Source organism: Archangium violaceum (assembly GCF_016887565.1).
Taxonomy (GTDB): Bacteria; Myxococcota; Myxococcia; order Myxococcales; family Myxococcaceae; genus Archangium; species Archangium violaceum_B.
In genome coordinates this window covers 12,659,376-12,680,524 of record NZ_CP069396.1, presented here as the reverse complement: position 1 = coordinate 12,680,524, position 21,149 = coordinate 12,659,376, and the positions used below count along the sequence as shown (strand labels likewise).

Genomic DNA, 21,149 nt, shown 5'->3' with positions numbered 1-21,149 from the left:
CCATGCCGATCGAGCCGTCCGCGAAGTTGCACACCGGGTTCCTCGACTACTCCGAGGGCGATTCCGTGTTCGAGGCCTATGTCGCCCACCCGCCCGACGTGGGCACCCCGCGTCCGTGCGTCCTGCTCGCCCATGAGTGGAGCGGACTGAATGGGTCCATGCGCGCCATGGCCGAGAAGGTGGCCAGGCTCGGCTATGTCGTCTTCGCCCTCGACGTCTACGGCAAGGGCATCCGGGGTTCCGAGACCGGTGACAACTCCCATCTGATGGGCCCCCTCATGGGGAACCGGGCCCTGTTGCGCCGGCGCCTGCTGGCGGGGCTCGCCGCGGCCCGGCGGCATCCGGCGGTCGACGCCGATAGGATCGCGGCGATTGGTTATTGCTTCGGCGGGCTCTGTGTTCTTGATCTGGCGCGCGCCGCTCCGCCGGACCTTCGCGGCGTCGTGAGCATCCATGGCGTGTTCCAGCCGCCGAACCTCGGGGCCCAGGGGCCCATCACCACCCGGGTGCTCCTGCTCCATGGTTGGTCGGATCCGCTGGCTCCTCCGGCCGACGTGGTGGCGCTCGCCCGCGAGCTGACCGAGGCGAAGGCTCCCTGGGAGCTGCATGCCTACGGTCACGCCCAGCATGCCTTCACCTTCGTGGGCGCGAACATGCCCGAGCGCGGCATCGTTCATCACCCCGAAGCCGACCGGCGCTCCTGGGCCGCGATGCGGACCTTCCTGGAGGAGGTCCTCGCGTAGTGGAGTGTCCGTGAAGTCCTTGGGTGCGGTCCTGGGGCCCGTGGATGTCCCCTCTCCCAGAGGGAGAGGGAGCATGCGCAACACGATTCGTCCGCTCAGGAGGGCTCGCCCTCCGCGTCCATCTCGCGCATGCCTCGCGTGAGCCGCTTGAGCGAGTCCCTCAGCTCCGCGGCCTCGTCCGGTGAGAGCTGGAGCTTGCAGAACATCTCCACGGGAATGGACACCGCACGCGCGCGCAGTTGCTGACCGGCGGGGGTGAGCTCGACCTGCACCCGCCGTTCATCCTCCGCGGCCCGTTTGCGGACCACGAGCCCGTTGGCCTCCATCCGCTTGAGCAGGGGTGTGAGCGTGCCGGAGTCGAGCCCCAGTGCCTGTCCCAACTCCCCCACCGTGCGCGGCGCGTGCTCCCAGAGCGCCAGCAGCGCCAGGTACTGCGGATAGGTGATGCCCAGCGGCTCGAGCAACGGCCGGTAGAGACGCGTGAGCAGATTGCTGGCCGAGTAGAGCGCGAAGCAGAGCTGATTCTCGAGCCGGAGCAGTTCCTCCATCTCTCCTCCGCGCGCCGTGCCCGCCTCACGCGCCACTGCCACAGTCCCGCTCTTCTTCTTTTCCGCCATGCCGTCCCTCGGCCCTGATGCACTTCACCTAGTGCACCGTTATATGGCGCGCAATGGAATCCCACGTCCTTCTTTCCGCTCCCCTGGTCTGCTCACGAGAGAGCTCCCCATGCCGGTGAAGATTCCCTTTTCCGTTCTCGACCTCTCGCCCATCGTCGAAGGGGGCGACGCCTCCCAGGCCCTGCGCAACACGCTCGACCTCGCCCGCCATGTCGAGCGGTGGGGCTATCAGCGCTTCTGGCTCGCCGAGCACCACAACATGCCCGGTGTGGCCAGTGCCGCGACCTCGGTCGTGATTGGCTACGTGGCCGGTGGCACGTCGACGATTCACGTCGGCGCGGGCGGCATCATGCTGCCCAATCACGCGCCGCTGGTGATCGCCGAGCAGTTCGGCACGTTGGCGGCGCTCTATCCGGGGCGCATCGAGCTGGGGCTGGGGCGCGCTCCGGGCACCGACCAGGTCACCGCGTATGCGCTCAGGCGCAGTCTGACCGGTGACGTCGACTCCTTCCCCCAGGATGTCGTCGAGCTCATGGGCTACTTCCGCCCCGCCGAGCCTGGCCAGCGGGTACGGGCCGTCCCCGGTGCCGGCCTGAAGGTGCCGGTCTGGATCCTCGGCTCCAGCCTCTTCGGCGCGCAGCTCGCCGCCGCCCTGGGCCTTCCCTACGCCTTCGCCTCGCACTTCGCCCCGGGCCAGATGATGGAGGCCATCGAAATCTACCGCGCCCGGTTCCGTCCCTCGGAGCACCTCGCGCGGCCCCACGTCATGCTGGGCCTCAACGTCTTCGCGGCCGACACCGACGAGGAAGCCCACCGGCTGATGACCTCCCTGCTGCAGGCCTTCGTCAACCTGCGCCGCGGCCAGCCGGGTCCCCTGCGGCCCCCCGTCCCGGGCTTCGAGAACCAGCTGACCCCCATGGAGCGCGCGAACCTCGAGCAGGCGCTGTCCTGCTCGGTCGTCGGCTCGCCCGAGACCGTCCGGCGGGGGCTGGCGGACTTCATCGCCCGCACCGGTGCCGATGAGCTCATGGTGACGTCCCAGATGTTCGACCATGCCGCCCGCCTGCGTTCGTTCGAAATCACGGCGCAGGCCCGGGACGCGCTCGCCCGCGCGAGCTGAAGCACCTCGTCGGTGGAGCCGCGGCCAGCGGGTGGCCCTTCGCTCCATCGACCGCGTCACGCGGATTGTATTGCGCACAATTTAATTGGGGGCTACATAACTCCCGCGGCCACTGACGCCGACACACTCAAGGAGAATCCAGATGAGCACTCCCACCGTTCTCGAGAAGCGCCTCTACACCGCCACCGCCACCGCCACCGCGGGTCGTGAGGGCCGCGTGAAGAGTGATGACGGCAACCTCGATGTCGCCCTCGTGCCCCCGCGCGCGCTCGGCGGCAATGGCGCCCCCGGCACCAACCCGGAGCAGCTCTTCGCGGGCGGTTACGCCGCGTGCTTCGGAAGCGCGCTGGCGCTGGTGGCCCGCACCCAGAAGATCGCCACGGGGCCGGTCTCCATCACGGCCAACGTCGGCATCGGGCCCGTGGGCAAGGGCTTCGGGCTGGCCGTGGAACTCATCGCGTCCATCCCCGAGCTGCCGCGCGAGCAGGCGGAGGCGCTGCTGCGCGCCGCCCACGAGGTGTGCCCCTATTCCAACGCCACGCGCGGCAACATCGTCGTGGACCTGCGCCTGGCCTGAGACAGAGGCCCGGCGCGCCTCATGCGCCCCAGTACCAGGCCCACTTCACCAGCAGCGCGTCGTTGGCCGCTCCCGCCAGCAGCCCGTGTGGCATCAGCGTGTGGGGCGGGCGCGCCCCGTCCGCCACCGGGAGGCGCTGCTGGCCGCGCGTGTACACCACGTACAGCGTCGAGCCCAGCCGGTACTCCCAGCGCAGCACCACGTTCAGGTTGAGCCCCACGTCGTGGAAGTCGTCCGTGTTCTCCCGCTCCACCGGCCTCAGGCTGGAGAAGCGGATGGGCGTGTGCGACGCGTCAGAGACGCCCTCGTAGTAGGTGCCATACGCGCCATACGTGGTGAAGAGCTGCGCGTATGCCTGAAGCGTCAGCCTCGGGGTCACCACCCACTGCTGGCGCAGCGTCAGCGACAGCGTGTCCGAGAGCAGCGGGCTCAGGATGAAGTGGTTGTCTCCCAGGTCCTCGATGAAGCGCGGTGCCGTGGGGGTGCGGTCCAGGAGGAGCTCCAGGCGCGTCTCCAGCGCCGGGTGCGGCCGCACCGTCCCGTACAGGTCCGCCTGCCAGCCCCACGCGGGCGCCACCGGGCCCGCCTGGAGGTGGTAGGCCGCCGCCACGAAGCCTCCCCCGGACACCTTCCGGTTCTCGTTGCTCTCCGCGATGAGGACCAGGAAGGCATCGCTCGCCCCCTCCAGCGGCACGCCCGAGCTCTTCAGCTCGCGCACGTCCCAGCTGCCGAAGTTCACGCCCGCCTCCAGCCCGAAGTAGTCGAAGCTCGGCAGCTGCGCGCCCGTGTTGAAGTTCACCCAGCTTCCACGGTTGAGGCCCCGGCCGTCCGTCGTCCACTGCGTGCCCCCGGAGAGGTTGGCGGAGAAGGACTTCAGCGGCCCCATGCCATTGGGGCGCTCGTAGTGCAGCGCGGCGCGCGGGGCGTGCTGGTTCTGGGTGCGCAGGAAGCCGCTCGGGTTGAGCTCCAGCCGGGGCGTGGTGAAGTCATCGCCTACGTCCCAGCGGAAGCCCTCGCCGCCGTACTTCCCCGCGCGCACGTAGCCTCCAAAACCCGTGTCCCCCCGGCGCAGCACGGTGCCATCGCGCAGCGTGCGCTCGGGCGGGCCGCCCACCCCCTGCGAGGCCTCCAGCTGTCCCATCAGCCCGTACTGCCCGTCCGCCGTCCGCAGGTCGAAGTCCACCGCCGCCGCGTTGCCGCCGCGTGCCAGGCACGGCATCGGTTGCAGCTCCTCGTCGAGCGCCGCGTCCTCGGCCGTGCAGCCGCCGGTGAGGGGCGTGGCCATCGTCACCATGCCGCCCACGCGCGAGCTCGTGCCCACCTTCCCGCGCACCACCGCCGCCAGGTAGTTCATGGGCACCATCGGGTCGGTGGGCAGCGCGTTGTTGGGGCCCAGGTGCAGCGGACGCGTCAGGTGCAGGCCCATGCTCCGGTCCGGCCGCTCCTCGTCCACGTCCCGCAGCCACGGCCCGGTGACGACCGCGTCCAGCACGCCCACCTCCACGCCCGGGGCCACCGTGCCCGTCAGCTTCGCCGCCCCGAGGATGGGCGTGTGCAGGCCGATGCGCCTCGAATAGAAGAGCGTCTGCGGCATCCCCTCTCCGCCCACCTGGTTGAAGAGCTCCATCCCCTGCGTGAAGAAGGTGCGCTTCTCCGGGAAGAAGGCCTCGAAGCTGGACAGGTTGAGGATGAGCTGGTCCGCCTCCACCTGGCCGAAGTCCGGGTTGAGCGTGGCCGTCAGCGCCAGGTTGCTCGTGAGGGCCGCCCTCAGGTCCAATCCCACGTCCAGCGACGGGTCCACCAGCCGGGGCCAGGGCCTCGCCGCGTCCGAGAACTGCGGCCGGGCCACCGTGCGCGCCGCCAGGTATGGCACCAGCTCCACCGCCCGCTGCGGCCTGAGCTGCTCCATCCCCGTCAGGTGCCCCAGGCGCGAGACGATGGCGCCGCTGGTGCGCGGGTTGAGCACCGTCTCCAGCTCCTCGTTGCGGCGGGCGATGTCCCGGCGCACCGAGAAGCCCCACGTCTGCAGCGGCGCCTCGGGGAAGCGCAGCAGCGACAGGGGAATGGCCAGCTCGGCCACCCAGCCCCCCTCGAAGCTCCCCGCCGCCGCGTCCCACACCCCGTCCCAGTCCGAGGTGTAGTTCTGGTCGTCGTAGTGCAGCCCGTCCGTCTGCACGCCGCCCGCGTTCACCGTGAAGACGTAGGCGGTGCGGTGGTCGTGCGTCGTGTCCAGCAGCACCCGCACCCGGTCCGAGTACAGGTCGCTGTCACGCCGCCCCAGGTTGCGGTTGATGAGCGCCGGCTGCGAGTCGTGGCAGGTGATGGCGAAGTAGACGTTCCGGTCATCGTAGAGGACGCGCAGCTCGGTGCGCTCGCTGGGGGCCTTGCCCGCCTCCGGGAAGCGCTGCACGAAGGCGTCGAACACCGGAGCCTTCGCCCACGTCTCCTCATCCACCCTGCCGTCCACCGCCACCGGGCCGCTCGCCCGCGCCGCCCGGAGGAACTGGTCTCGGCCCGGTCCCTCGACGGCCGCCGCTCCCACCCCCGCCCACAACACTCCCGCGGTCAATGCCCACTCGCGCAGCATGTGAAAGGTCTCCCCCTCGCGGGCATCTCTACTTCTGGCGTCCGTTCTTATTCCGCGAGAGGGAACGGACGTAGTCCGCGTCGATTGCATGGATACGCATCTGCACGAGCTGCTCGAGCGTGACATCCGGGTACCCCGCTTCCCGCATTTCCCGGATGTACTGGGGCGTGACGCGGTGGATGCGCGTCGCCACCAGGTCGTCGAAATCCAGCTTCTGGAAGCCCAGCGCGGCGAGCTCGCGGATGTGCTCGGGCGTCACGCCGTGGATGCGCGACTGGACGAGCTCGTCCAGGGAGAGCTTGTCGTAGCCGGCCGCCTTCATCGCGCGGATGTGCTCGGGCGTCACCTGGAAGATGGCCACCTGGAGGAGCTGCTCGTGCGACATCTTCGCGTAGCCGAGCTCCGCCAGCGCCTTCACCCGCGCGGGCCCCACGTCGAAGATGGCGAGCTGGAACTGCTCGTTCGGGGAGAGGTTCGTGTAGCCGAGCTTCGCCATCTCCTGGGGGTAGGTGGCGTTCGGCTCGAAGCGGTAGTGGCCCGCGCCCTCGTCGTTGGAGAAGCGGCCCTCGAAGCTCACGGTGCCCGCCTCGCGCACGAGCTGGAACTTCGTGTCGCCATCCGCCGTGCTCAGCCCCTGGAGGGCGGAGCGCGGAACGGTGAAGCCCATCTGTCCGCGTTCCTCGAAGCGGAGGTTGAGGTTCAGGCGGTCGGCATCGAGCACCTTGCCCGTCCACGTGCTGGAGAGCGGCGCGGCCAGCACGGAGACGCTCCACAGCAGGACGGTGGCGGCGAGGAGGTACGGCGTTCGGGTGGTTCGCATGGTTCGGGCTCCTTCTGGGGACACTTCGGGCAAGAGGGGGCCCAGCGGCACGCGCGGGGAGCGCGGCCGTGGGCCCGTGGGAGGTGAGGGGAGGGGGACTGCGGGTTACTTCTTCTTGCGCAGCTCGCGGATGAAGTCCGCGTCCACACCGCTGGCGCGCAGGCGGACCAGCTCGTCGACGGAGAGCTTCTCCAGCCCCTCGTCGCGCAGCTTGCGGATGAAGTCCGCGCTCACGCCCAGGGCGCGCAGCTGCACCACGTCATCCGCGGGCAGCTTGTCCAGCCCCGACTCGCGCAGCGAGCGGAGGTACTCCGGGCTGACGCCGAGCGCCTTGAACTGCACCAGGTCCTCCACCGGGAGCTTGTCGTAGCCCTCGTCCTTCAGCGCCTGCACGTACGGGCCCTTCACTCCCAGGGCGCGCAGCTGGACGAGGTCATCGAAGGGCAGCTTGTCGTAGCCAGCGGCCTTCAGCTCGTTGATGAAGCCCGCGTCCACTCCGAGTGCCGCCGCCTGCGTCAGCTCGTCTCCCGAGAGCTTGCCGTACCCGGCCGCCTCGAGTGCCTTCACGCGCTCCGGCGACACCCCGAGGTGCTTCATCTCCACCAGCTCCTCGGCGGAGGGCTTGCGGCCCAGCGCGCCCGTCATCTCCTTCACGTACTCGGGCGTCACGTGGGCGTGGCCGAACTGCACCAGGTTGCCCACCGTGGGCTCGTAGCCGAGCGACTCCAGCTCCTTCACGCGCTCCGGCGTGATTCCGGCCACCTTGAGCCCGATGAGCTGGTCCACCGAGAGCCTTTCATCCACGCGGGTGGTGTCCTCGTCCACGTCCGGCACGTCCACATCGACGTCCACGTCTCCGCCCCGGAGGCCCGGAGCCGGTTTGGCGGCGGGCGCGGGCTTCGGCACGGGCACGGGGGCGGGGGGCACGGGGGCCTGTGCGAGGACGGCCTCGACCACGCCCCCCACGATCGGCGTCACGATCGACGCGAGCGCCGAGGCACCCGGGGCCGAGAGGGCCGGAAGCGGAGGCACCACGCCGAGGCTCGGGAGCGGAGCGCTCGCGGGCACGGGGGCCGCGGGGGCCTCGGACACCGCCGAGGGATGCTCGGGGAGGATGAGGGCCGCCAGGGGGGCCGCCACCGCCACGCCGCTCATCAGCGTGAGGACCGAGGCGCCCGCCACCCACCGCGAGGAGCAGCGCGCCGCGGGCGCCACCACCAGCCGGCGGACACGCTCCGTGAGCGAGCCGCCCAGGGCGGACATCGCCGGGCTCGCTGCCTGGAGCGGCATCACCCGCAGGGACTCCAGCGCGGTGAGGGCCCGGGCGTACGAGACCGCGTTGCCGCTGGTGCCCACGGCGATGTCGTCACAGCAGTGCTCGCGCTCGACGCGGATGACGCGCGACATCCACGCCACCGCCGGGTGGTAGAAGAAGAGCGTCTCCACCAGCGTCTGCACCAGGTTCACCGCGTAGTCGTAGCGGCGGATGTGGGCCAGCTCGTGCGCCAGCACCATCTCCAGCTGGCGCGCCGACAGCCCGGTGAGCGCCGACACGGGCAGCAGCACCACCGGCCGCAGCCAGCCCACCGCCGCGGGCACGTCCAGCGCCGCCGAGCGCAGCAGCCGCACCGGGCGCGTCATGTCCAGCCGCCGAGCCAGCCGCTCCAGCGTCTCCTGCCACTCGGCGGGCGCGGGCTCCGCCTCCCGTACCAGCCGGCGCAGCTTCAGCCATCCGGACAGGAGCCGCAGCGACGACACCGCCACGCCCAGGCTCCAGGCCAGCACCAGCCAGTGCATGTGCTCGCCCAGCGGCGCCAGCACCCGCTCCAGCACGGGGGAAGGCTCGGTGGCTCGCGCGGCTTCCGGGGTGGGCACCACCGCATGTGTCACCATGGGGGCGGGGTCCACCCTCACCGTGGCGGCCGGCACCGGAGCGGGAGCCGCCGGGAGCGACTCCGTCTCCTGGTACGAGGCGTAGTGGTACCAGCCGGTGAGGGCGGGCAGCACGAGCATCAGCGCCAGCGCGCCACACGCCAGCAGGTAGCGCAGGGAGGCCGCGCGCCGGTCGAGCACGCGCAGCGCCACCGCCAGCGCCGCCGCCACCAGCGCGCCCTGCCACACCAGGTGCAGCAACGCCCAGCCCAGGGACTGCGACACGGCTCCGCTCATGACTCCTCCTCCCCTTCGAGGGTGTCCAGCAGCTTGCGCAGCTCGGCCAGCTCTTCCGCCGAGGCCTTCTTCGTCGACAGCGCCTGCATCGCCAGCTGCGCCGGCGAGCCACCGAAGGCCCTGTCCAGCAGGTCCGTCACCAGCTGCCGTTGCGTCTTCTGTTGCGTCACCCTCGTCCTGTAGACGTGGGCCCGCTGGGACTCGTCGCGCTCCACCAGTCCCTTTTCCGTCATGATCTGCATCAGCTTGAGCACCGTGGTGTAGCCGGTGCCCTCCGCGCCCTTGTTGAGGGCCTCGTGCACTTCACGCACCGTACTCGGGCCTCGCTCCCACAGCACTTGCAGGATGCCCAGCTCCGCGTCCGTTGGACGCGGCAGCTTCGTCTCGCTCATCGCGCTTCCCTCCCGTCAGCTTCTCCCAGAAGGTATACGAAGGGATTCGTAGATGTCAACGAAGGTCTTCGTAGATGGAGCGGGTGTCGGGTGGAGGGGAGAGAGGACGGGCAGGAAGTGGTCCGACTGTCTGCTCGGCCGCAGGGGGACTGCCCTGGAAGGGGACTTCCGGGCCGAGGGCGCACGCTCCACCTTCCGGGGAGATCGGAATGTGCAGCGGGAGGCTGGGATGGCGGACAAGCGCAAGACTGGAACGGGCAAGCGCACGGTGGTGAGGCGGCGCCGGGCGGCGAAGGGCGGCACGGCGGGTCGGCTCGCGGTGCGCCGGGATACGGCGCCGTATCGCCGCGCCGCCTCGGAGGAGTTCATCGGCGAGGTGCGGGACCGCATCGACGCCGCGCTCGCCGAGGGCCGGAGGATGCGCGAGGACATCGAGAAGCGCATCGACCAGCGGCTGGCGGAAGAGGAGAGCGAGGCCAGCACGCTCCTCTCCCAGCTGACGGCCAGGGCCCGGCTGCGCGCGCTCAAGCCGCCCGAGCCCCATGAGAAGAGCGCGAGGACGAGCCGGTCGTCGAAGCACGCGAAGTAGGCGCCCGGTTCAGCGCGCCCGGTCCAGCACCGGGTCGAGGGCGCGGTTGAAGCCCTCGGGGTCGTCCATCATCAGCCAGTGCGAGACGTTGGGCAGGGTGACGCGGGTGACCTCGGGGATGCTGTGCGCGGCCATGAAGGGGACGTGCGGCCCCTCGGCGTCGATGGCGACGCGCGGCCCGGTGTAGCGGGCCAGCCCGGGGCCCGGCGCGTAGGCGCCCATGGCGCGGCGGATGGCGAGGATGGTGGCGGGCTCGACTCGAGCCACCGAGGCCAGCACCTGCTCGCGCGTCTTCGGCTTCGCGTTGGGGCCGAGCATCTCCTGGAACTCGGCCTGGGCCTGCTGGGGTCCATAGTCGGGCTGCGGCTGGGTGAACCAGGCCTTCACCTCCGGAGGCGCTTGGCTGACATCGCCCACGGCGTCCACGTAGACGAGCCCGGCCAGCTTCTCCGGGTGGCGCTCGGCGTAGGCGGTGATGACCTCGCCGGCCATGCTGTGGCCTACCAGCACGAAGCGCTCGATGCCCAGGGTGCGCACCACCTGGTCGAGGTCCTCCGCGAGGGCCTCGATGGTGTAGACGCCATCCCGCGCGGGCTGCGAGCCGCCGTGGCCGCGCTGGTCATACGCCACGGCGCGGCGCGAGGCCCGGACGTGGTCGAGCTGCGCGCTCCAGGCCTCGAGGTTGGAGCCGAGGCCATGGACGAAGACCACGGGGATGCCGCCGCTGCCGCCGTCGGAGACGCGGAGCTGTCCCGCGCCTCCTTCGATGGTGGTGGTCGGCTCCTGACTCCCCGGCGCGGCCGTGCGCGTGGTGGCACAGCCGAGCCAGGTGAGAACGAACAATCCGAGTATCCAGCGTGACATGGCGCTCCTCGTAAAAGGGGGCGCCACCATAACGAGGGGGTCCGACGCGGGACCTTCGGGTCAGAAGGCGGAGCCGCTCACGCGCTTGCCGGGTGAGGTCGACGCGCTCGACAGGGTGGTGTGCAGCACGAAGGAGCCACTGCTGGAGCCATCCGGGCTGCGGTTCATCGACACGCCGTCGGTGCCCGCGAGCGACGAGGTATAGGTGGTGGTGTTCACCGTCGTGCCCGACGCGTTCTTCACCGTCACGGTGTCGCCGCTGTTGCCCAGGGCGAGGGTGCCCGTGGTGGCGGCCACCGCGTTGGTCAGGCCCGAGGGAATCCCCGAGGAGCCGCCGAACACGACGATGGCGGCGCCCGCCGCCAGCGTGGTGCCGCTCGCGAAGGTGTGTTTCACGCCTGTGCTGTCGGAGACGGTCCAGCCGGAGAGGTCCGCCGCCGCGCCGCCCGAGTTGACGAGCTCGACGAATTCGCCGTTCACGTCCGAGCCCGCCTCGTTGGCGAGCACCTCGTTGATGAACACCACCGCGGAGCCGCCGCCGGTGGACGTGGTGAGGGTGAAGGCGGCGTTGCTCGTGTCGGTGATGGCGGAGTTGGAGGCATCGCTCACGCGCACCCGGGCGGTGGTGGTGGCGGTGCTCGGCACCGTCCAGGTGTAGCTGCCCGTGGAGGCCGAGGTGCTGGAGGTGAGGACGGTCCAGGTGGAGCCGTTGAGCGTGTACTCCACCTTCACGTTCGTCACGCCCGAGGCCGTCCAGGTGATGGCGTGGCTGCTGCCGACCACCCAGCTCTCGCCGCCGTTGGGCGAGGTGACGGTGACGCCCGTGGTGGTGGTGTCACTGGGGATGAGGAAGTCCTTGATGACGCCCATGTGCTGCATGTTGGTGGCGCCGCTGTCCGCGCTCTGCGCCGGGGAGATGTCCGCCAGGGGCGAGTACACGCGCGTGTCCGCCACCAGGCCCGCGCTGAACGAGCTGGAGCCGATGACGGTGGACGTCTGGTAGGCGCGCAGGTCGGAGTCCACGAGCACGTGGTCATACGGCTTGGCGCGGGCCGCGTTGGTGTTGGTGTTGCCGTTGCGATCCGCCGGGTACGGGCTGCTCGTCGTCACCACCTGGGCGAAGGTGGTGAAGCAGGACTCGGAGCGGCTGTCGGTGTTGAGGTCACCGCCGATGGCCAGGTAGTCGCCCGTGGGGATGTTGGACTTGATGAAGTTGACGAGGTTGCTCGCCTCGGTGTTGCGCGTGGTGGCATCCGCGGTGAGCAGGTGCACGCTCACCACCCAGAGGTCCTTGGGCCCCGGCACGTCGATGCGCGCCCAGGCGAAGTCGCGGTTGGTGACCTGCGTGTCGTCCCACTCGCCCGAGGCGATGATGGGGTAGCGGCTGATGATGCCGTTGGGAATCTGCGCGCCGGCCTCGCGGTAGTAGGAGAAGCTCGAGCCGAACGCGGTGTTGACGAAGCCGCGGATGGCGCTGGCCGAGTTGTCCCCGTAGTTGAACTCCTGGATCATCACCACGTCTGGCTTCGTGCCCTGGAAGATGCGGATGCCCTCGCCCGGGTCGTAGCTCTGCAGGTTGCCGCTGGTGATGTTGGCCGCCATCAGCCGCAGCCGGACGCTGGCCAGCGGCGCTTCCTGGGTGCTGGTGATGTCATCGCCCGCCCCGTCCTGCGGCACGCCACCGCAGGCCGCCAGGGTGAGGGAGAGCACGGCCGCCAGGAGGCGACCGAGGAGGGTGTACCTCGGGGAGGGTTCTGTCATGCGCACGGGTCGGATCCTTCTCCAGGACTTGGAGTGAGGGGGGGTGGGACGGCGAGAGCGGGTTGTGGGGACCCGTCTCGCTTTCCGAGATTACCGGAAGAAGATCCAATCCGTTGTGTTACGACTTATTAAGTCCGCTGGGGCTTCAATTCCCGGATCAGCCCAGCACCTTGGTGGACTCGGGCACCGGGGCCGGGGCGGATTCGCCCGAGCCGTCCTCGCCCAGCGCGGCCAGCTTGCGCGCGAGCTGCGCGGCCTGCGCGCCCTTCGAGCCCAGGTCACCGCCCTGGACGCCCACCAGCGACACCCGCGCCCGCTCCAGCAGCGCCACCTGTGCGTGCAGCTGCGCCAGCAGACGCTCGCGCTTGCGCCCCAGCACCTCCAGGTTGTTGAGCTCCTCGCCCAGGGACGAGGCCGCCAGCTCCAGCTGCCGCCGCGCCACCGCGTCCGTCGCCGCGGCCGCCTTCGCCCGCAGCTCCTTCACCTGTGCGTCCACGCTGCCCTTCTGCACCGCCTTGAGCTGCGCCTCGAGCCCCGCGTGCGTCTCCGCCAGGGAGAAGACCTCGCGCGCCATCTTCTCCAGCACGCCCACCAGCTCCGTCTTCCCCGGCCCCGCCGTCAGCCGCCCCGCCTCCTTCTGGCACTGGCGGTAGAGCTCCACCGCGCGAGCCACCAGCTCCTGGGCCTCGCCGGACAGCTGCTTCTCCAGCCCCGTGCCCCGCGCCTCCAGCGCGTCCCCGTGCACCTGCACGTGCGCCGCCAGCGTCCCCACGCTCCAGAAGAGCGCCACCGTCGCCAGGCCCACCACCGCGCCCAGCGCCCCCAGCCGGCCGTCGAACAGCCGCGCGTCCATCACCTGCTTCACGAAGAATCCCAGGGGCACCAGCGCCCCGGCGCCCACCGCTCCGGCCAGCACCTGCAACGGCTTCGGCCGCCACTTCGTGCCCAGCCAGCCCACCACTCCGGCCGCCAGCGCGCCCATGCAGGACTCGGCCAGGGGGGTCGGGAGATTCAGCACATCCGGGATGCCGAGGAGCACGGGCAGGCCCACCAGCATCCCCACCCGCACCTTCCAGTCCACCCGCGCGCTGGCGAGGGCCGCCCCCGTCACCGCGAGGAGGCCCAGGTCCACGGGCACACGCAGCCGCGAGGCCACCACCGCGCACACGCCCGCGAGCGCGCCTCCTCCCAGCGCTCGCAGCGTGCGTACCTCGAAGTCCTCGCGTTCCTGGAGCTGCACCGACAGGGGCATGACGACGGGCCTTTCAGTAGGCGTTGTTCTGTCCGAAGGTCTTCAGCGACTTGCGATGAAGCTGTAACGCCTCACGCCGCACGGAGGTTTCATCCTGGGCGTTGAGGTAGGCTGCCTTCGTTCGGTCCACGTCCGCAACCTCCCCCGCCAGCGCCTCGGCCGACGAGCCGAAGAGCCGCCGGGCGTTGTCCAGCATGCCCAGGGCCTTCTCCCGGTTGCCCTGCTTCATCTGCTCGGCCGCCGCTTGCATTTCCCGGGCCCCGAGCGCCCGCACCGCGTGCACCCGCACCTCCTGGTCCAGGTTGGCCCGCACCAGCGCCTCGTCCTCCGTCACCTTCGCCGTCAGGCTCAGGACCACTTCCGTCTGGCGCTCGGCCAGCACGTCCCAGTACTTCAGCCGCGTGCTCAGCACGCCCCGGGGGGCCTCGGTGGCGTCCAGCGCGAGTGTCAGCTTCACCACCACCCGCGTGTCCTGGCCGCCGGCCAGGTCGTACAGCGGCACCACCAGGGTGCGGCCCTCGCGCCGTGACGGCATGCCCATGGCCTCCGCGTCCGTGACGCCCTCGGGCAGCTCCAGCCGCAGCTCCACCCCGCGCGCCACCGTGCCCGCCGCCTGCTCCAGCTCGCGCCGGAAGATGTCCGCCAGCTGCTCCGAGTCCTGGATGTAGCCGTAGAAGCCGCCGCCCTCCTCGGCCATGCCCCGCATCAGCCGCTCGTTGAAGTCCTCGCCCACGCCCAGGGCGCTCACCGTCATGCCCTCGCGCTGGAAGTTGCTCGCCAGCCGCCGCAGCTCGCTCTCCTCCATGAGCCCCGCGGTGGGCTGCCCGTCGCTCAGCAGCACGATGCGGCTCACCCGGAAGCTCCTCGCGTACGCCCGCAGCTCCTGGGCCGCCGCCTCCAGGCCTCCGCTGATGTTGGTGGAGCCCTCGTCCTCGATGGCGTCCACGAAGGCCAGCATCCTCGCGCGCGCCTCCTCCGTCACCGCGGTGCTGGGGAAGACGCTCACGTCCGTGCCGTAGTGCACCAGGGCCAGCCGGTCCTCCAGGCCCAGGCGCTCCACCAGCGTGCGCGCCGCGCGCCGGGCGTCTTCCAGCTTCTGCCCGCGCATGGAGCCCGAGCGGTCGATGACCAGCGCCAGGCTCACCGGCTGCCGCGTCTCCGCGTTCCGGGCCTTGTCCGCGCGCACCGTGAGGGCGGCATAGGCCTCGCTCGGTCCGGCCATCAGGTATGCGCCGGACAGCTTGCCCTCCAGCGTCAGCACGCCGTTCCTGGCCGCGACGGGTTGCAGCACCACGCCCGTGGGCGCCTCGCCGGGCTGGGCCACCGTGTGGCTCGTGTCCTTCTGGCGGGGCAGGCCCACCACCCCCGCCACGAGGGCGAGCAGTGCGGCGGTGGCCAGCAGCAGCGTTGTCCGGTTCATCGAGAGACCTCGGAATGCGGGGGAGGACGGGATCGCAGCCTGTCCCAGGTGAAGCGCCCGCCGCATCCGTCAGGAGGAGGAGGGTCCGGCAATCGACCGATGCCCCCGATTCCCTCGGCCAGGTGTCTGCCATTGAGGCCAGCCCATCATGCTACCCTGCCTAAGCCGTCAGGACTGGAAGATTGGCGAAAGTGGGGATTCGATGCGGACTGCTCGTTCGATGACGTTGCTCGCGGGTGTGGCCTTCTTCGGTGTCGCCTGCGGTGGTTCCGAGGCCCCCCAGGAGAAGGTTCCCTCTTTCGAGGAGTTCAAGGCCGGGGCCATCCAGGACGAGGGCGAGGTCTACGTCGTCAACGGAGACGAGGCGGTCGAGCGCGTCGAGGGGCTGCGCGAGTACTACGACAACTTCATCAAGGGTACGGGCACGAGCGGGAAGGGACTGGCCGTCTATTACGTGAATGGAGCGGACTGTAAGTGGAGCTCTACCCAGGCTCGTAATCTCACTTACTGCGTGAGCTCCTCGTCCTTCGGCTCGCGCTACAGCACCGTGGTGAGCGCGATGAACAGCGCGGCCGCGGCCTGGGAGGCCTCCTGCAACGTCAACTTCATCCACAGCAGCGCTTACGACTCCAACTGCACCGCGAGCCAGACGGCGGTGGTGTTCGACGTGCGTCAGGTGAGTGGCGCCGGCTACGTGGCGCGCGCGTTCTTCCCCTGCACCAGCCGCGCGAGCCGCAACCTCCTCATCGACTCGAGCGCGTTCGGCAGCCTGGGCGCCTGGACGCTCACCGGAGTGATTCGCCATGAGCTGGGCCACGTGCTCGGCTTCCGCCACGAGCACACCCGGTCCACCACCTCCGGTTGCTACGAGGACTCCAACTGGCGTGCGCTGACCAGCTACGACACGTCCTCCGTCATGCACTACCCCCAGTGCTCCGGCACGCAGACGGGCGACCTGGTGCTGACCCCCCTGGACAAGACGGGCTGCCGCGCGCTCTACCCGTAGTCTCCCGCGCGTTCGCCTGGCCGTGGCCGCTCCGCTCAGAGCCCCACGGCCTCCGCGTTGCGCAGCACCAGCTCGCGCACCACGCGCTTCACCGCGGCCTCGTCGAAGGGCTTCTCCAGGGTGGGGTTGGGCACCCGCGCCAGGAAGTCCCTCGCCCCCGGGGTGAACGCCCCGCCGGAGACGAACACGAAGCGTTGCTCCAGCCCCGAGCCGCCCTGCTGGATGGCCTCGTACAGGTCCTTGCCTCCCAGGTCCGGCATCATCACGTCGCACAGGATGACGTGGAAGCGCCCATCCACCGTCAGCCGCTCCAGCGCCTGCCGCCCGCTGGTGGCCAGCTCCACGTCGTGCTCGCGCAGGATCCGCCTCAGCGAGCGTCCCACCGCGGGCTCGTCGTCCACGATGAGCACCCGTCCCCGCTGCGCCGTGGGTGCCAGCTGCGGGGCCTGTACCGGCTTGTCCACCCGGGCGCACTCCTCGGCGGCGGGCAGCACCACGCGCACCGTGGTGCCCTGGCCCAGTTCGCTCTCCACGGAGATGTCCCCGCCCAGGCTGGTGATGATGCCGTGGCAGATGGACAGGCCCAGGCCCGTGCCCACGCCCACCGGCTTCGTCGTGTAGAAGGGGTCGAAGATGCGCCCGAGCACCTCCCGGGGGATGCCCGAGCCCGTGTCCTGCACCTCCACCGTCACCCGGCCGTCCGGGGCCCCGCGCGTCACCAGGCGGATTTCATTCCGCTCCGCCGCGCCCTCGGGGATGGCCTGCGCCGCGTTCACTACCAGGTTGAGGAACACCTGGCACAGCCGACCCTCGTTGCCCATGACGCGCGGCACCGGCCCGTACTCGCGCCGCAGCCGCGCCCGGTGCTTGATTTCGTTGTCGGCCAGCGTCACCGCCGACTCCAGCACCGCGTGCACGTCCACCGGCTCCACCCGCTCCTCGTCCGGCCTCGAGAAGGCCTTGAGCTGGCGCACGATTTGACGCACGCGCTCGGCGCCCTCGCGGGCCTCGGCCAGCACCGAGCGCCACTCCTCCGGGCCCCGCGCGAGCACGGGCGAGCGGCTCATCTCCTCCGCCAGGAAGCCCAGGTTGGAGATGACGAAGGCCAGCGGGTTGTTGATTTCATGGGCGATGCCCGCCGCCAGCGTGCCCATGGAGGCCATCCGGTCCGCCAGGGACAGGCGGCTCTGCAACTGGCGCTGCTCGGTGACGTCGCGCGCGATGGACACCACGGCCGGCTCGCCATCGAAGAGCAGCGGCAGCGAGGCGAACTCCGCCACGCGCACCTTCCCGTCCCGCCGCATCAGCCGCCGCTCGCCCGTCACCAGCGCCACCGAGCCCTCGGGCGCGGGTGACTCGTCCAGCACGAACTCCCGCAGCCGCCGCCCCATCAGCTCCTGCGGGCGCGCGAAGCCCAGCGAGGACACCAGCGCCGCGTTGGCGTAGACGATGCGCCCGTCGCGTTGAATCGCCGCCGGGTCCGGCACGCCCTCCAGGAGGATGCGGAAGCTGGCCTCGGACAGCTTGAGGGCCTCCTCGAACTGGCGCCGCTCGGTGATGTCCCGGGCGATGCCCTCCACCGCCACGCACAGCCCCGAGGCGTCCATCACCGGCGTCACCACGTGCTGCAGCCACACCGTGCGCCCGTCCCGCCGGGTGAAGCGCACCACCACCGGCGAGTCATGTTTCTCGGGCTCGGCCAGCAGCTGCTCCAGCACCTCCCGGTCCTCCGGGTGCATCTGCCGGTGCCACAGCTCGGGGTCCCGGTAGTGCTCCTCCGGGGTGAAGCCCAGGTTCTTCGTCACCACGCCGCTGACGAAGGCGAAGCTGCGCGTGCCCGCCAGCTGGTAGCGGTACAGCACGTCCGAGGCGTTCTCCGCGATGCGCCGGAAGCGCAGCTCCCGCTCGCGCAGCGACCGCGCCGACTGCCGCTGCTCCATCGCCAGCGCGATGGCTCCGGCCGCCGCCCACAGCAGGTCCACCTCCAGCTTCTCCCACTCCCGCGCCTCCACGCAGTTGTCGAAGCCGATGAAGCCCGACAGCGTGCCGTGCACCCACAGCGGCAGTGAGAGCACGGAGAGGATGTCCTGCGACTCCAGGAGCCTGCGCTCCTCGTCGGGCAGGTCCTTCACCAGCGAGGAGAGGATCTGCCCTCGCGACAGCAGCTCGTAGACGTGCGGCAGCTGCTGCTCGAGGTGCATCTCCTGCAGCTCCGGGTTGGCGATCTCCGGCTTCACTCCGGGCGCGCACCACTCGGCGCGCTGGCTGAAGAGCAGGTTGCCGTCCGGGGAGCGGTGGGCCTCGAAGATGTAGGCCCGGCTGGCTCCCGAGGCCTCTCCCAGCGGCTCCACCAGGGTCTCGTGGAAATTCTCCGTGGGCGAGGCCGCCAGCAGCCGCTGCTGAATCTCCACCAGTGCGGTCAGGTAGCGCTCGCGCCGGGCCAGTGCGGCCGTCGTGCCGTGCAACTCAGGAGGACGGGGGCTCGCGTCGGTCGGCAGAGGCTTCGAATGCATGCGGTGAGGGGGGTCGGCACCACCGAGCGGGGTGGGTGGGGGGAACCGCCTCGCTCGTGGAGGGGACGATACCCCGTCCTCCCCTCCTCCTGCATCAAACACCGAGAAACCGGGTGTCCGCGGACCCCCTCCCTCACCCCACGGCGGCGGTGGGGGCGACGGCTGGAGCCTCGCGAGGCAGCCGGACGTGGAAGCAGCTGCCCTGCTGGGCGCCGGGGCTCTCGGCCCAGATGGTGCCGCCGTGGCGCTGGACGATCTCCCGGCAGATGAAGAGCCCCAGGCCCAGGCCGCCGAAGTGCCGCGAGGTGGCGTTGGAGGCGCGGGCGAAGGGCTGGAAGAGGGAGGCGAGGCTCTCGGGCGGAATGCCGATGCCCTCGTCGCGCACGAGCAGCTCCACGGACTCGGGGGTGATGTGGAAGCCCACGCGCACCGTGCCACCCTGGGGGGAGTAGCGCACGGCGTTGGACAGCAGGTTGGTCACCACCTGCTCCAGGCGGGGGCCATCCCAGACGCCCTCCACGGGCTCCTGGGGGGACTCGAAGAAGAAGCGCAGGCCCTCGTCGCCCCTCAGCTCGAAGCGCTCGATGACCTCGCGCACCAGGGGCACCAGGTCCACGCGGGCGCGCTCCAGCTCGAAGCGGCCGGCCTGGATGCGCGAGGTGTCCAGCAGGTCATCCACCAGGCGGGTGAGCCGGTCCGTCTGCCGGGCCATGGAGCGCAGGGCCTTGAGGGTGCGCTCGCGCTCGGGGAAGTCGCCGCCCTTCTCCATGCGGTTGAGGGTGAGGGCGGCGAAGCCCTTGAGGGGCGTGAGGGGGGTGCGCAGCTCGTGGCTGGCCACGGAGAGGAACTCCTCGCGCAGGCGCACCGCCTCGCGCAGCTCGCCCTGGGCGGCCTCGGTGCGCGAGGCCATCTCGTTGAAGCCGCGGCACAGTCCGCCCAGCTCGTCCTCGTCGTCCTCGGGCACGCGCCGGCTGAGCTCGCCCCGGGCGATGGCGGCGGTGGCCTCCACCAGCGTGTCCAGGCGGCGCATCAAGTCCCTCGCGACGAACTGGGAGAGGGCCAGGGTGAGCAGCACGCCCACGGCCAGCATGGCGATGAAGGCCGCGCTGGTGCGGGTGATGGCGCGGTAGGCCACCCCCAGGTCCTGGGTGACGACGACACTCCACTCGGTGCCGGGCACGGGCGCGTCGGCGGCCAGGAGGATGTGCCGGTCCTCCGCGTCGAACGTCTCCACCACGCCCTCGTCGATGTTGGTGAGGTGCAGGCGCAGGGCACTCGGGAGCTGGGCCTCGCTCAGGAGGGGAGCGCCGGGCTGGGTGTCGCGCAGGAGCAGCAGGCCGCGCCTGTCCAGCACCTGCACGCGGAAGCGCTGGGCGGCGGGTGTCACCGCGGCGGACAGGCGCTCCAGGGAGAGCAGGCCCACGAGCATGCCCTCCAGCTTCCCGTCCTGTTTGAAGGGGAGGGCCACGGCCACGTGGGGCAGGCCGAGCTGGCTGACGTAGGGGCGGGAGACGTAGGGGGCGCCGGTGCTCAGCACGCCGGCGTAGTAGTCGCGGTGGGCGAAGCTGCCTGGCTGCTGGTGGCCGTAGGAGGTGGCGAGCCCCACGCCCTCCTTGTCCACGGCGAGCGCGGCGTCGAAGGCGCGCGCCTGGGCGGGGAGGTTGCGCAGGTAGAGCTCCAACAGCTTGGAGTCTCGCGAGGCCAAGGCGTTGCGGAAGCCGGGGGACTCGAGCAGCAGTTGGAGGGACTCGCGCGCGTCGTCCAGGTAGCGCACGAGGAAGTCCGCCTCGCCGGCCGCGGCGCGCACGGTGTCGTCGCGCACCTGGCGCTCGATGGCGCGCTGGGCGAGCCAGGCGCCGAAGCCGCCCAGGGCCAGCAGCGGCACCAGTCCGGCGAAGGCCAGGCCGCGCAGCAGCTTGAAGGCCACGGTGCGTGGGGCGCGGGGGCGCAGGCCGGCGGCCAGGATGGCGCACGTGAGGGTGAGGATGAGGTAGATGCAGGCGGCTGGCCCCGCGCCGCTGCGGCCCAGGCCCCAGGCCATGAGGAAGAAGCCCACCGCCAGCAGGCCGAAGTGGACGCGGGGCAGCCAGGGCCAGCGCGTGCTCGCCGGGGCCAGCAGCCCGGCTCCGCCGACCAGGAAGACGAGCCCCATGGGCACCGCCAGCGGGGAGAGCGCGGCGTAGAAGACGGTGGGCAGGTGCTGGTGCGCCCCCAGCAGGATGAGCCCGAAGCACAGCGCGGTGAGCGCCACCACGCCGCGGAACACCTCGCGCCGCCGCCATGCGGGAGACGTCTCCAACGCCAGCCCGGCCAGCAGCAGCGGGTAGAGGATGGCGCCGGTGAGGCTCCCGGTGCGCACGTTGAGGACCCACCAGTACAGGCCGGTGACGGCGCCGAAGCTCACGCGGCCCAGCACGTCCAGCCAGCGCGGGGCGTGCGTATAGAGGAGGGTGGCCAGGAGCACGACGCTGCTGGCCAGGTACGCCAGGCCCATGGCGCGCACGTACGGGTAGAGGGGCCGGAAGGAGGGAGCGTGGAACTCGTACGGCGCGTACGTCATCGCCACGCCGAAGATGAGACCGAACAGCGCGGCGGGCCAGGTGAGGGGCAAGGGTGGCGTTCGCGCGGGCTCGGCTTCCGGGCCCGGCTCGGGGGACGAGCGCATGGAACCCTCCTTCCAAGCAGCTTGCCCGCACTAAATCCACCACCTGTCCGTGGA

General features: G+C 70.9%; 16 protein-coding genes. 5 read left to right on the top strand and 11 right to left on the bottom strand.

Translation table 11 applies throughout. From position 1 onward, the window contains the following. Positions 1-2: 2 nt before the first annotated feature. Positions 3-743, top strand: a complete 741-nt coding sequence (locus tag JRI60_RS50650; RefSeq protein WP_204223329.1) for a dienelactone hydrolase family protein — start codon at positions 3-5, stop codon at positions 741-743. Between the two features lie 95 nt (positions 744-838). On the opposite strand, the gene JRI60_RS50645 is transcribed toward JRI60_RS50650, so the two are convergent. After that, positions 839-1,360 (bottom strand): MarR family winged helix-turn-helix transcriptional regulator, encoded by a 522-nt coding sequence (locus JRI60_RS50645; protein ID WP_343213382.1) that lies wholly within the window; start codon positions 1,358-1,360, stop codon positions 839-841. Positions 1,361-1,469: 109 nt separating this feature from the next. Here JRI60_RS50645 and JRI60_RS50640 point away from each other — a divergent pair, with 109 nt between their 5' ends. Together JRI60_RS50640 and JRI60_RS50635 are read left to right on the top strand one after the other, a co-directional pair. Further along, positions 1,470-2,480: an LLM class flavin-dependent oxidoreductase gene (locus tag JRI60_RS50640; RefSeq protein WP_204223328.1), complete on the top strand. Its 1,011-nt coding sequence runs from the start codon at positions 1,470-1,472 to the stop codon at positions 2,478-2,480. A gap of 142 nt (positions 2,481-2,622) precedes the next feature. Further along, positions 2,623-3,057: an organic hydroperoxide resistance protein gene (locus tag JRI60_RS50635; RefSeq protein WP_204223327.1), complete on the top strand. Its 435-nt coding sequence runs from the start codon at positions 2,623-2,625 to the stop codon at positions 3,055-3,057. Between the two features lie 19 nt (positions 3,058-3,076). On the opposite strand, the gene JRI60_RS50630 is transcribed toward JRI60_RS50635, so the two are convergent. The 4 genes from JRI60_RS50630 to JRI60_RS50615 all read right to left on the bottom strand — a co-directional run bounded on the left by JRI60_RS50630 (position 3,077) and on the right by JRI60_RS50615 (position 9,025). Then, complete coding sequence (locus JRI60_RS50630; protein ID WP_204223326.1) at positions 3,077-5,644, bottom strand: DUF5916 domain-containing protein; 2,568 nt, start codon at positions 5,642-5,644, stop codon at positions 3,077-3,079. Positions 5,645-5,672: 28 nt separating this feature from the next. After that, positions 5,673-6,464 (bottom strand): 4-hydroxy-3-methylbut-2-enyl diphosphate reductase, encoded by a 792-nt coding sequence (locus tag JRI60_RS50625; RefSeq protein ID WP_204223325.1) that lies wholly within the window; start codon positions 6,462-6,464, stop codon positions 5,673-5,675. 105 nt (positions 6,465-6,569) lie between these two features. Next, positions 6,570-8,633, bottom strand: a complete 2,064-nt coding sequence (locus JRI60_RS54905; protein WP_204223324.1) for a M56 family metallopeptidase — start codon at positions 8,631-8,633, stop codon at positions 6,570-6,572. Then, complete coding sequence (locus tag JRI60_RS50615) at positions 8,630-9,025, bottom strand: BlaI/MecI/CopY family transcriptional regulator (RefSeq protein ID WP_204223323.1); 396 nt, start codon at positions 9,023-9,025, stop codon at positions 8,630-8,632. Before JRI60_RS50615 ends, JRI60_RS54905 begins: the two co-directional genes overlap by 4 nt. A gap of 229 nt (positions 9,026-9,254) precedes the next feature. On the opposite strand from JRI60_RS50615, the gene JRI60_RS50610 reads away from it, so the two are divergent. Continuing rightward, positions 9,255-9,614, top strand: a complete 360-nt coding sequence (locus tag JRI60_RS50610) for a hypothetical protein (RefSeq protein ID WP_204223322.1) — start codon at positions 9,255-9,257, stop codon at positions 9,612-9,614. A gap of 9 nt (positions 9,615-9,623) precedes the next feature. On the opposite strand, the gene JRI60_RS50605 is transcribed toward JRI60_RS50610, so the two are convergent. The 4 genes from JRI60_RS50605 to JRI60_RS50590 all read right to left on the bottom strand — a co-directional run bounded on the left by JRI60_RS50605 (position 9,624) and on the right by JRI60_RS50590 (position 14,911). Then, entirely contained in the window at positions 9,624-10,478 is an 855-nt protein-coding gene (locus JRI60_RS50605) for an alpha/beta fold hydrolase (protein ID WP_204223321.1), read from the bottom strand. A 60-nt stretch (positions 10,479-10,538) separates the two neighbouring features. Beyond that, entirely contained in the window at positions 10,539-12,239 is a 1,701-nt protein-coding gene (locus JRI60_RS50600) for a lamin tail domain-containing protein (RefSeq protein ID WP_204223320.1), read from the bottom strand. Positions 12,240-12,396: 157 nt separating this feature from the next. After that, entirely contained in the window at positions 12,397-13,491 is a 1,095-nt protein-coding gene (locus JRI60_RS50595; protein WP_204223319.1) for a hypothetical protein, read from the bottom strand. 13 nt (positions 13,492-13,504) lie between these two features. Next, positions 13,505-14,911 carry a vWA domain-containing protein gene (locus JRI60_RS50590; RefSeq protein ID WP_204223318.1) on the bottom strand — a complete coding sequence of 469 codons (1,407 nt, stop codon included), beginning with the start codon at positions 14,909-14,911 and terminating at the stop codon, positions 13,505-13,507. A 202-nt stretch (positions 14,912-15,113) separates the two neighbouring features. Between JRI60_RS50590 and JRI60_RS50585 the strand changes: the two genes are divergently transcribed. Continuing rightward, on the top strand, positions 15,114-15,917 hold the full coding sequence (locus JRI60_RS50585; RefSeq protein WP_204223317.1) for a M57 family metalloprotease: 804 nt from the start codon (positions 15,114-15,116) through the stop codon (positions 15,915-15,917). A gap of 35 nt (positions 15,918-15,952) precedes the next feature. On the opposite strand, the gene JRI60_RS50580 is transcribed toward JRI60_RS50585, so the two are convergent. Together JRI60_RS50580 and JRI60_RS50575 are read right to left on the bottom strand one after the other, a co-directional pair. Further along, entirely contained in the window at positions 15,953-18,430 is a 2,478-nt protein-coding gene (locus JRI60_RS50580) for a hybrid sensor histidine kinase/response regulator (protein WP_204223316.1), read from the bottom strand. A gap of 133 nt (positions 18,431-18,563) precedes the next feature. Continuing rightward, positions 18,564-21,095 carry an ATP-binding protein gene (locus JRI60_RS50575; protein ID WP_204223315.1) on the bottom strand — a complete coding sequence of 844 codons (2,532 nt, stop codon included), beginning with the start codon at positions 21,093-21,095 and terminating at the stop codon, positions 18,564-18,566. Between the last annotated feature and the right edge of the window lie 54 nt (positions 21,096-21,149).

What these genes read in the sequence shown, in the direction of transcription:
- JRI60_RS50650 (WP_204223329.1), top strand. Translation starts at nt 3, where the DNA reads ATGCCGATCGAGCCGTCCGCGAAGTTGCACACCGGGTTCCTCGACTAC.
- JRI60_RS50645 (WP_343213382.1), bottom strand. Translation starts at nt 1,360, where the DNA reads ATGGCGGAAAAGAAGAAGAGCGGGACTGTGGCAGTGGCGCGTGAGGCG.
- JRI60_RS50640 (WP_204223328.1), top strand. Translation starts at nt 1,470, where the DNA reads ATGCCGGTGAAGATTCCCTTTTCCGTTCTCGACCTCTCGCCCATCGTC.
- JRI60_RS50635 (WP_204223327.1), top strand. Translation starts at nt 2,623, where the DNA reads ATGAGCACTCCCACCGTTCTCGAGAAGCGCCTCTACACCGCCACCGCC.
- JRI60_RS50630 (WP_204223326.1), bottom strand. Translation starts at nt 5,644, where the DNA reads ATGCTGCGCGAGTGGGCATTGACCGCGGGAGTGTTGTGGGCGGGGGTG.
- JRI60_RS50625 (WP_204223325.1), bottom strand. Translation starts at nt 6,464, where the DNA reads ATGCGAACCACCCGAACGCCGTACCTCCTCGCCGCCACCGTCCTGCTG.
- JRI60_RS54905 (WP_204223324.1), bottom strand. Translation starts at nt 8,633, where the DNA reads ATGAGCGGAGCCGTGTCGCAGTCCCTGGGCTGGGCGTTGCTGCACCTG.
- JRI60_RS50615 (WP_204223323.1), bottom strand. Translation starts at nt 9,025, where the DNA reads ATGAGCGAGACGAAGCTGCCGCGTCCAACGGACGCGGAGCTGGGCATC.
- JRI60_RS50610 (WP_204223322.1), top strand. Translation starts at nt 9,255, where the DNA reads ATGGCGGACAAGCGCAAGACTGGAACGGGCAAGCGCACGGTGGTGAGG.
- JRI60_RS50605 (WP_204223321.1), bottom strand. Translation starts at nt 10,478, where the DNA reads ATGTCACGCTGGATACTCGGATTGTTCGTTCTCACCTGGCTCGGCTGT.
- JRI60_RS50600 (WP_204223320.1), bottom strand. Translation starts at nt 12,239, where the DNA reads ATGACAGAACCCTCCCCGAGGTACACCCTCCTCGGTCGCCTCCTGGCG.
- JRI60_RS50595 (WP_204223319.1), bottom strand. Translation starts at nt 13,491, where the DNA reads ATGCCCCTGTCGGTGCAGCTCCAGGAACGCGAGGACTTCGAGGTACGC.
- JRI60_RS50590 (WP_204223318.1), bottom strand. Translation starts at nt 14,911, where the DNA reads ATGAACCGGACAACGCTGCTGCTGGCCACCGCCGCACTGCTCGCCCTC.
- JRI60_RS50585 (WP_204223317.1), top strand. Translation starts at nt 15,114, where the DNA reads ATGCGGACTGCTCGTTCGATGACGTTGCTCGCGGGTGTGGCCTTCTTC.
- JRI60_RS50580 (WP_204223316.1), bottom strand. Translation starts at nt 18,430, where the DNA reads ATGCATTCGAAGCCTCTGCCGACCGACGCGAGCCCCCGTCCTCCTGAG.
- JRI60_RS50575 (WP_204223315.1), bottom strand. Translation starts at nt 21,095, where the DNA reads ATGCGCTCGTCCCCCGAGCCGGGCCCGGAAGCCGAGCCCGCGCGAACG.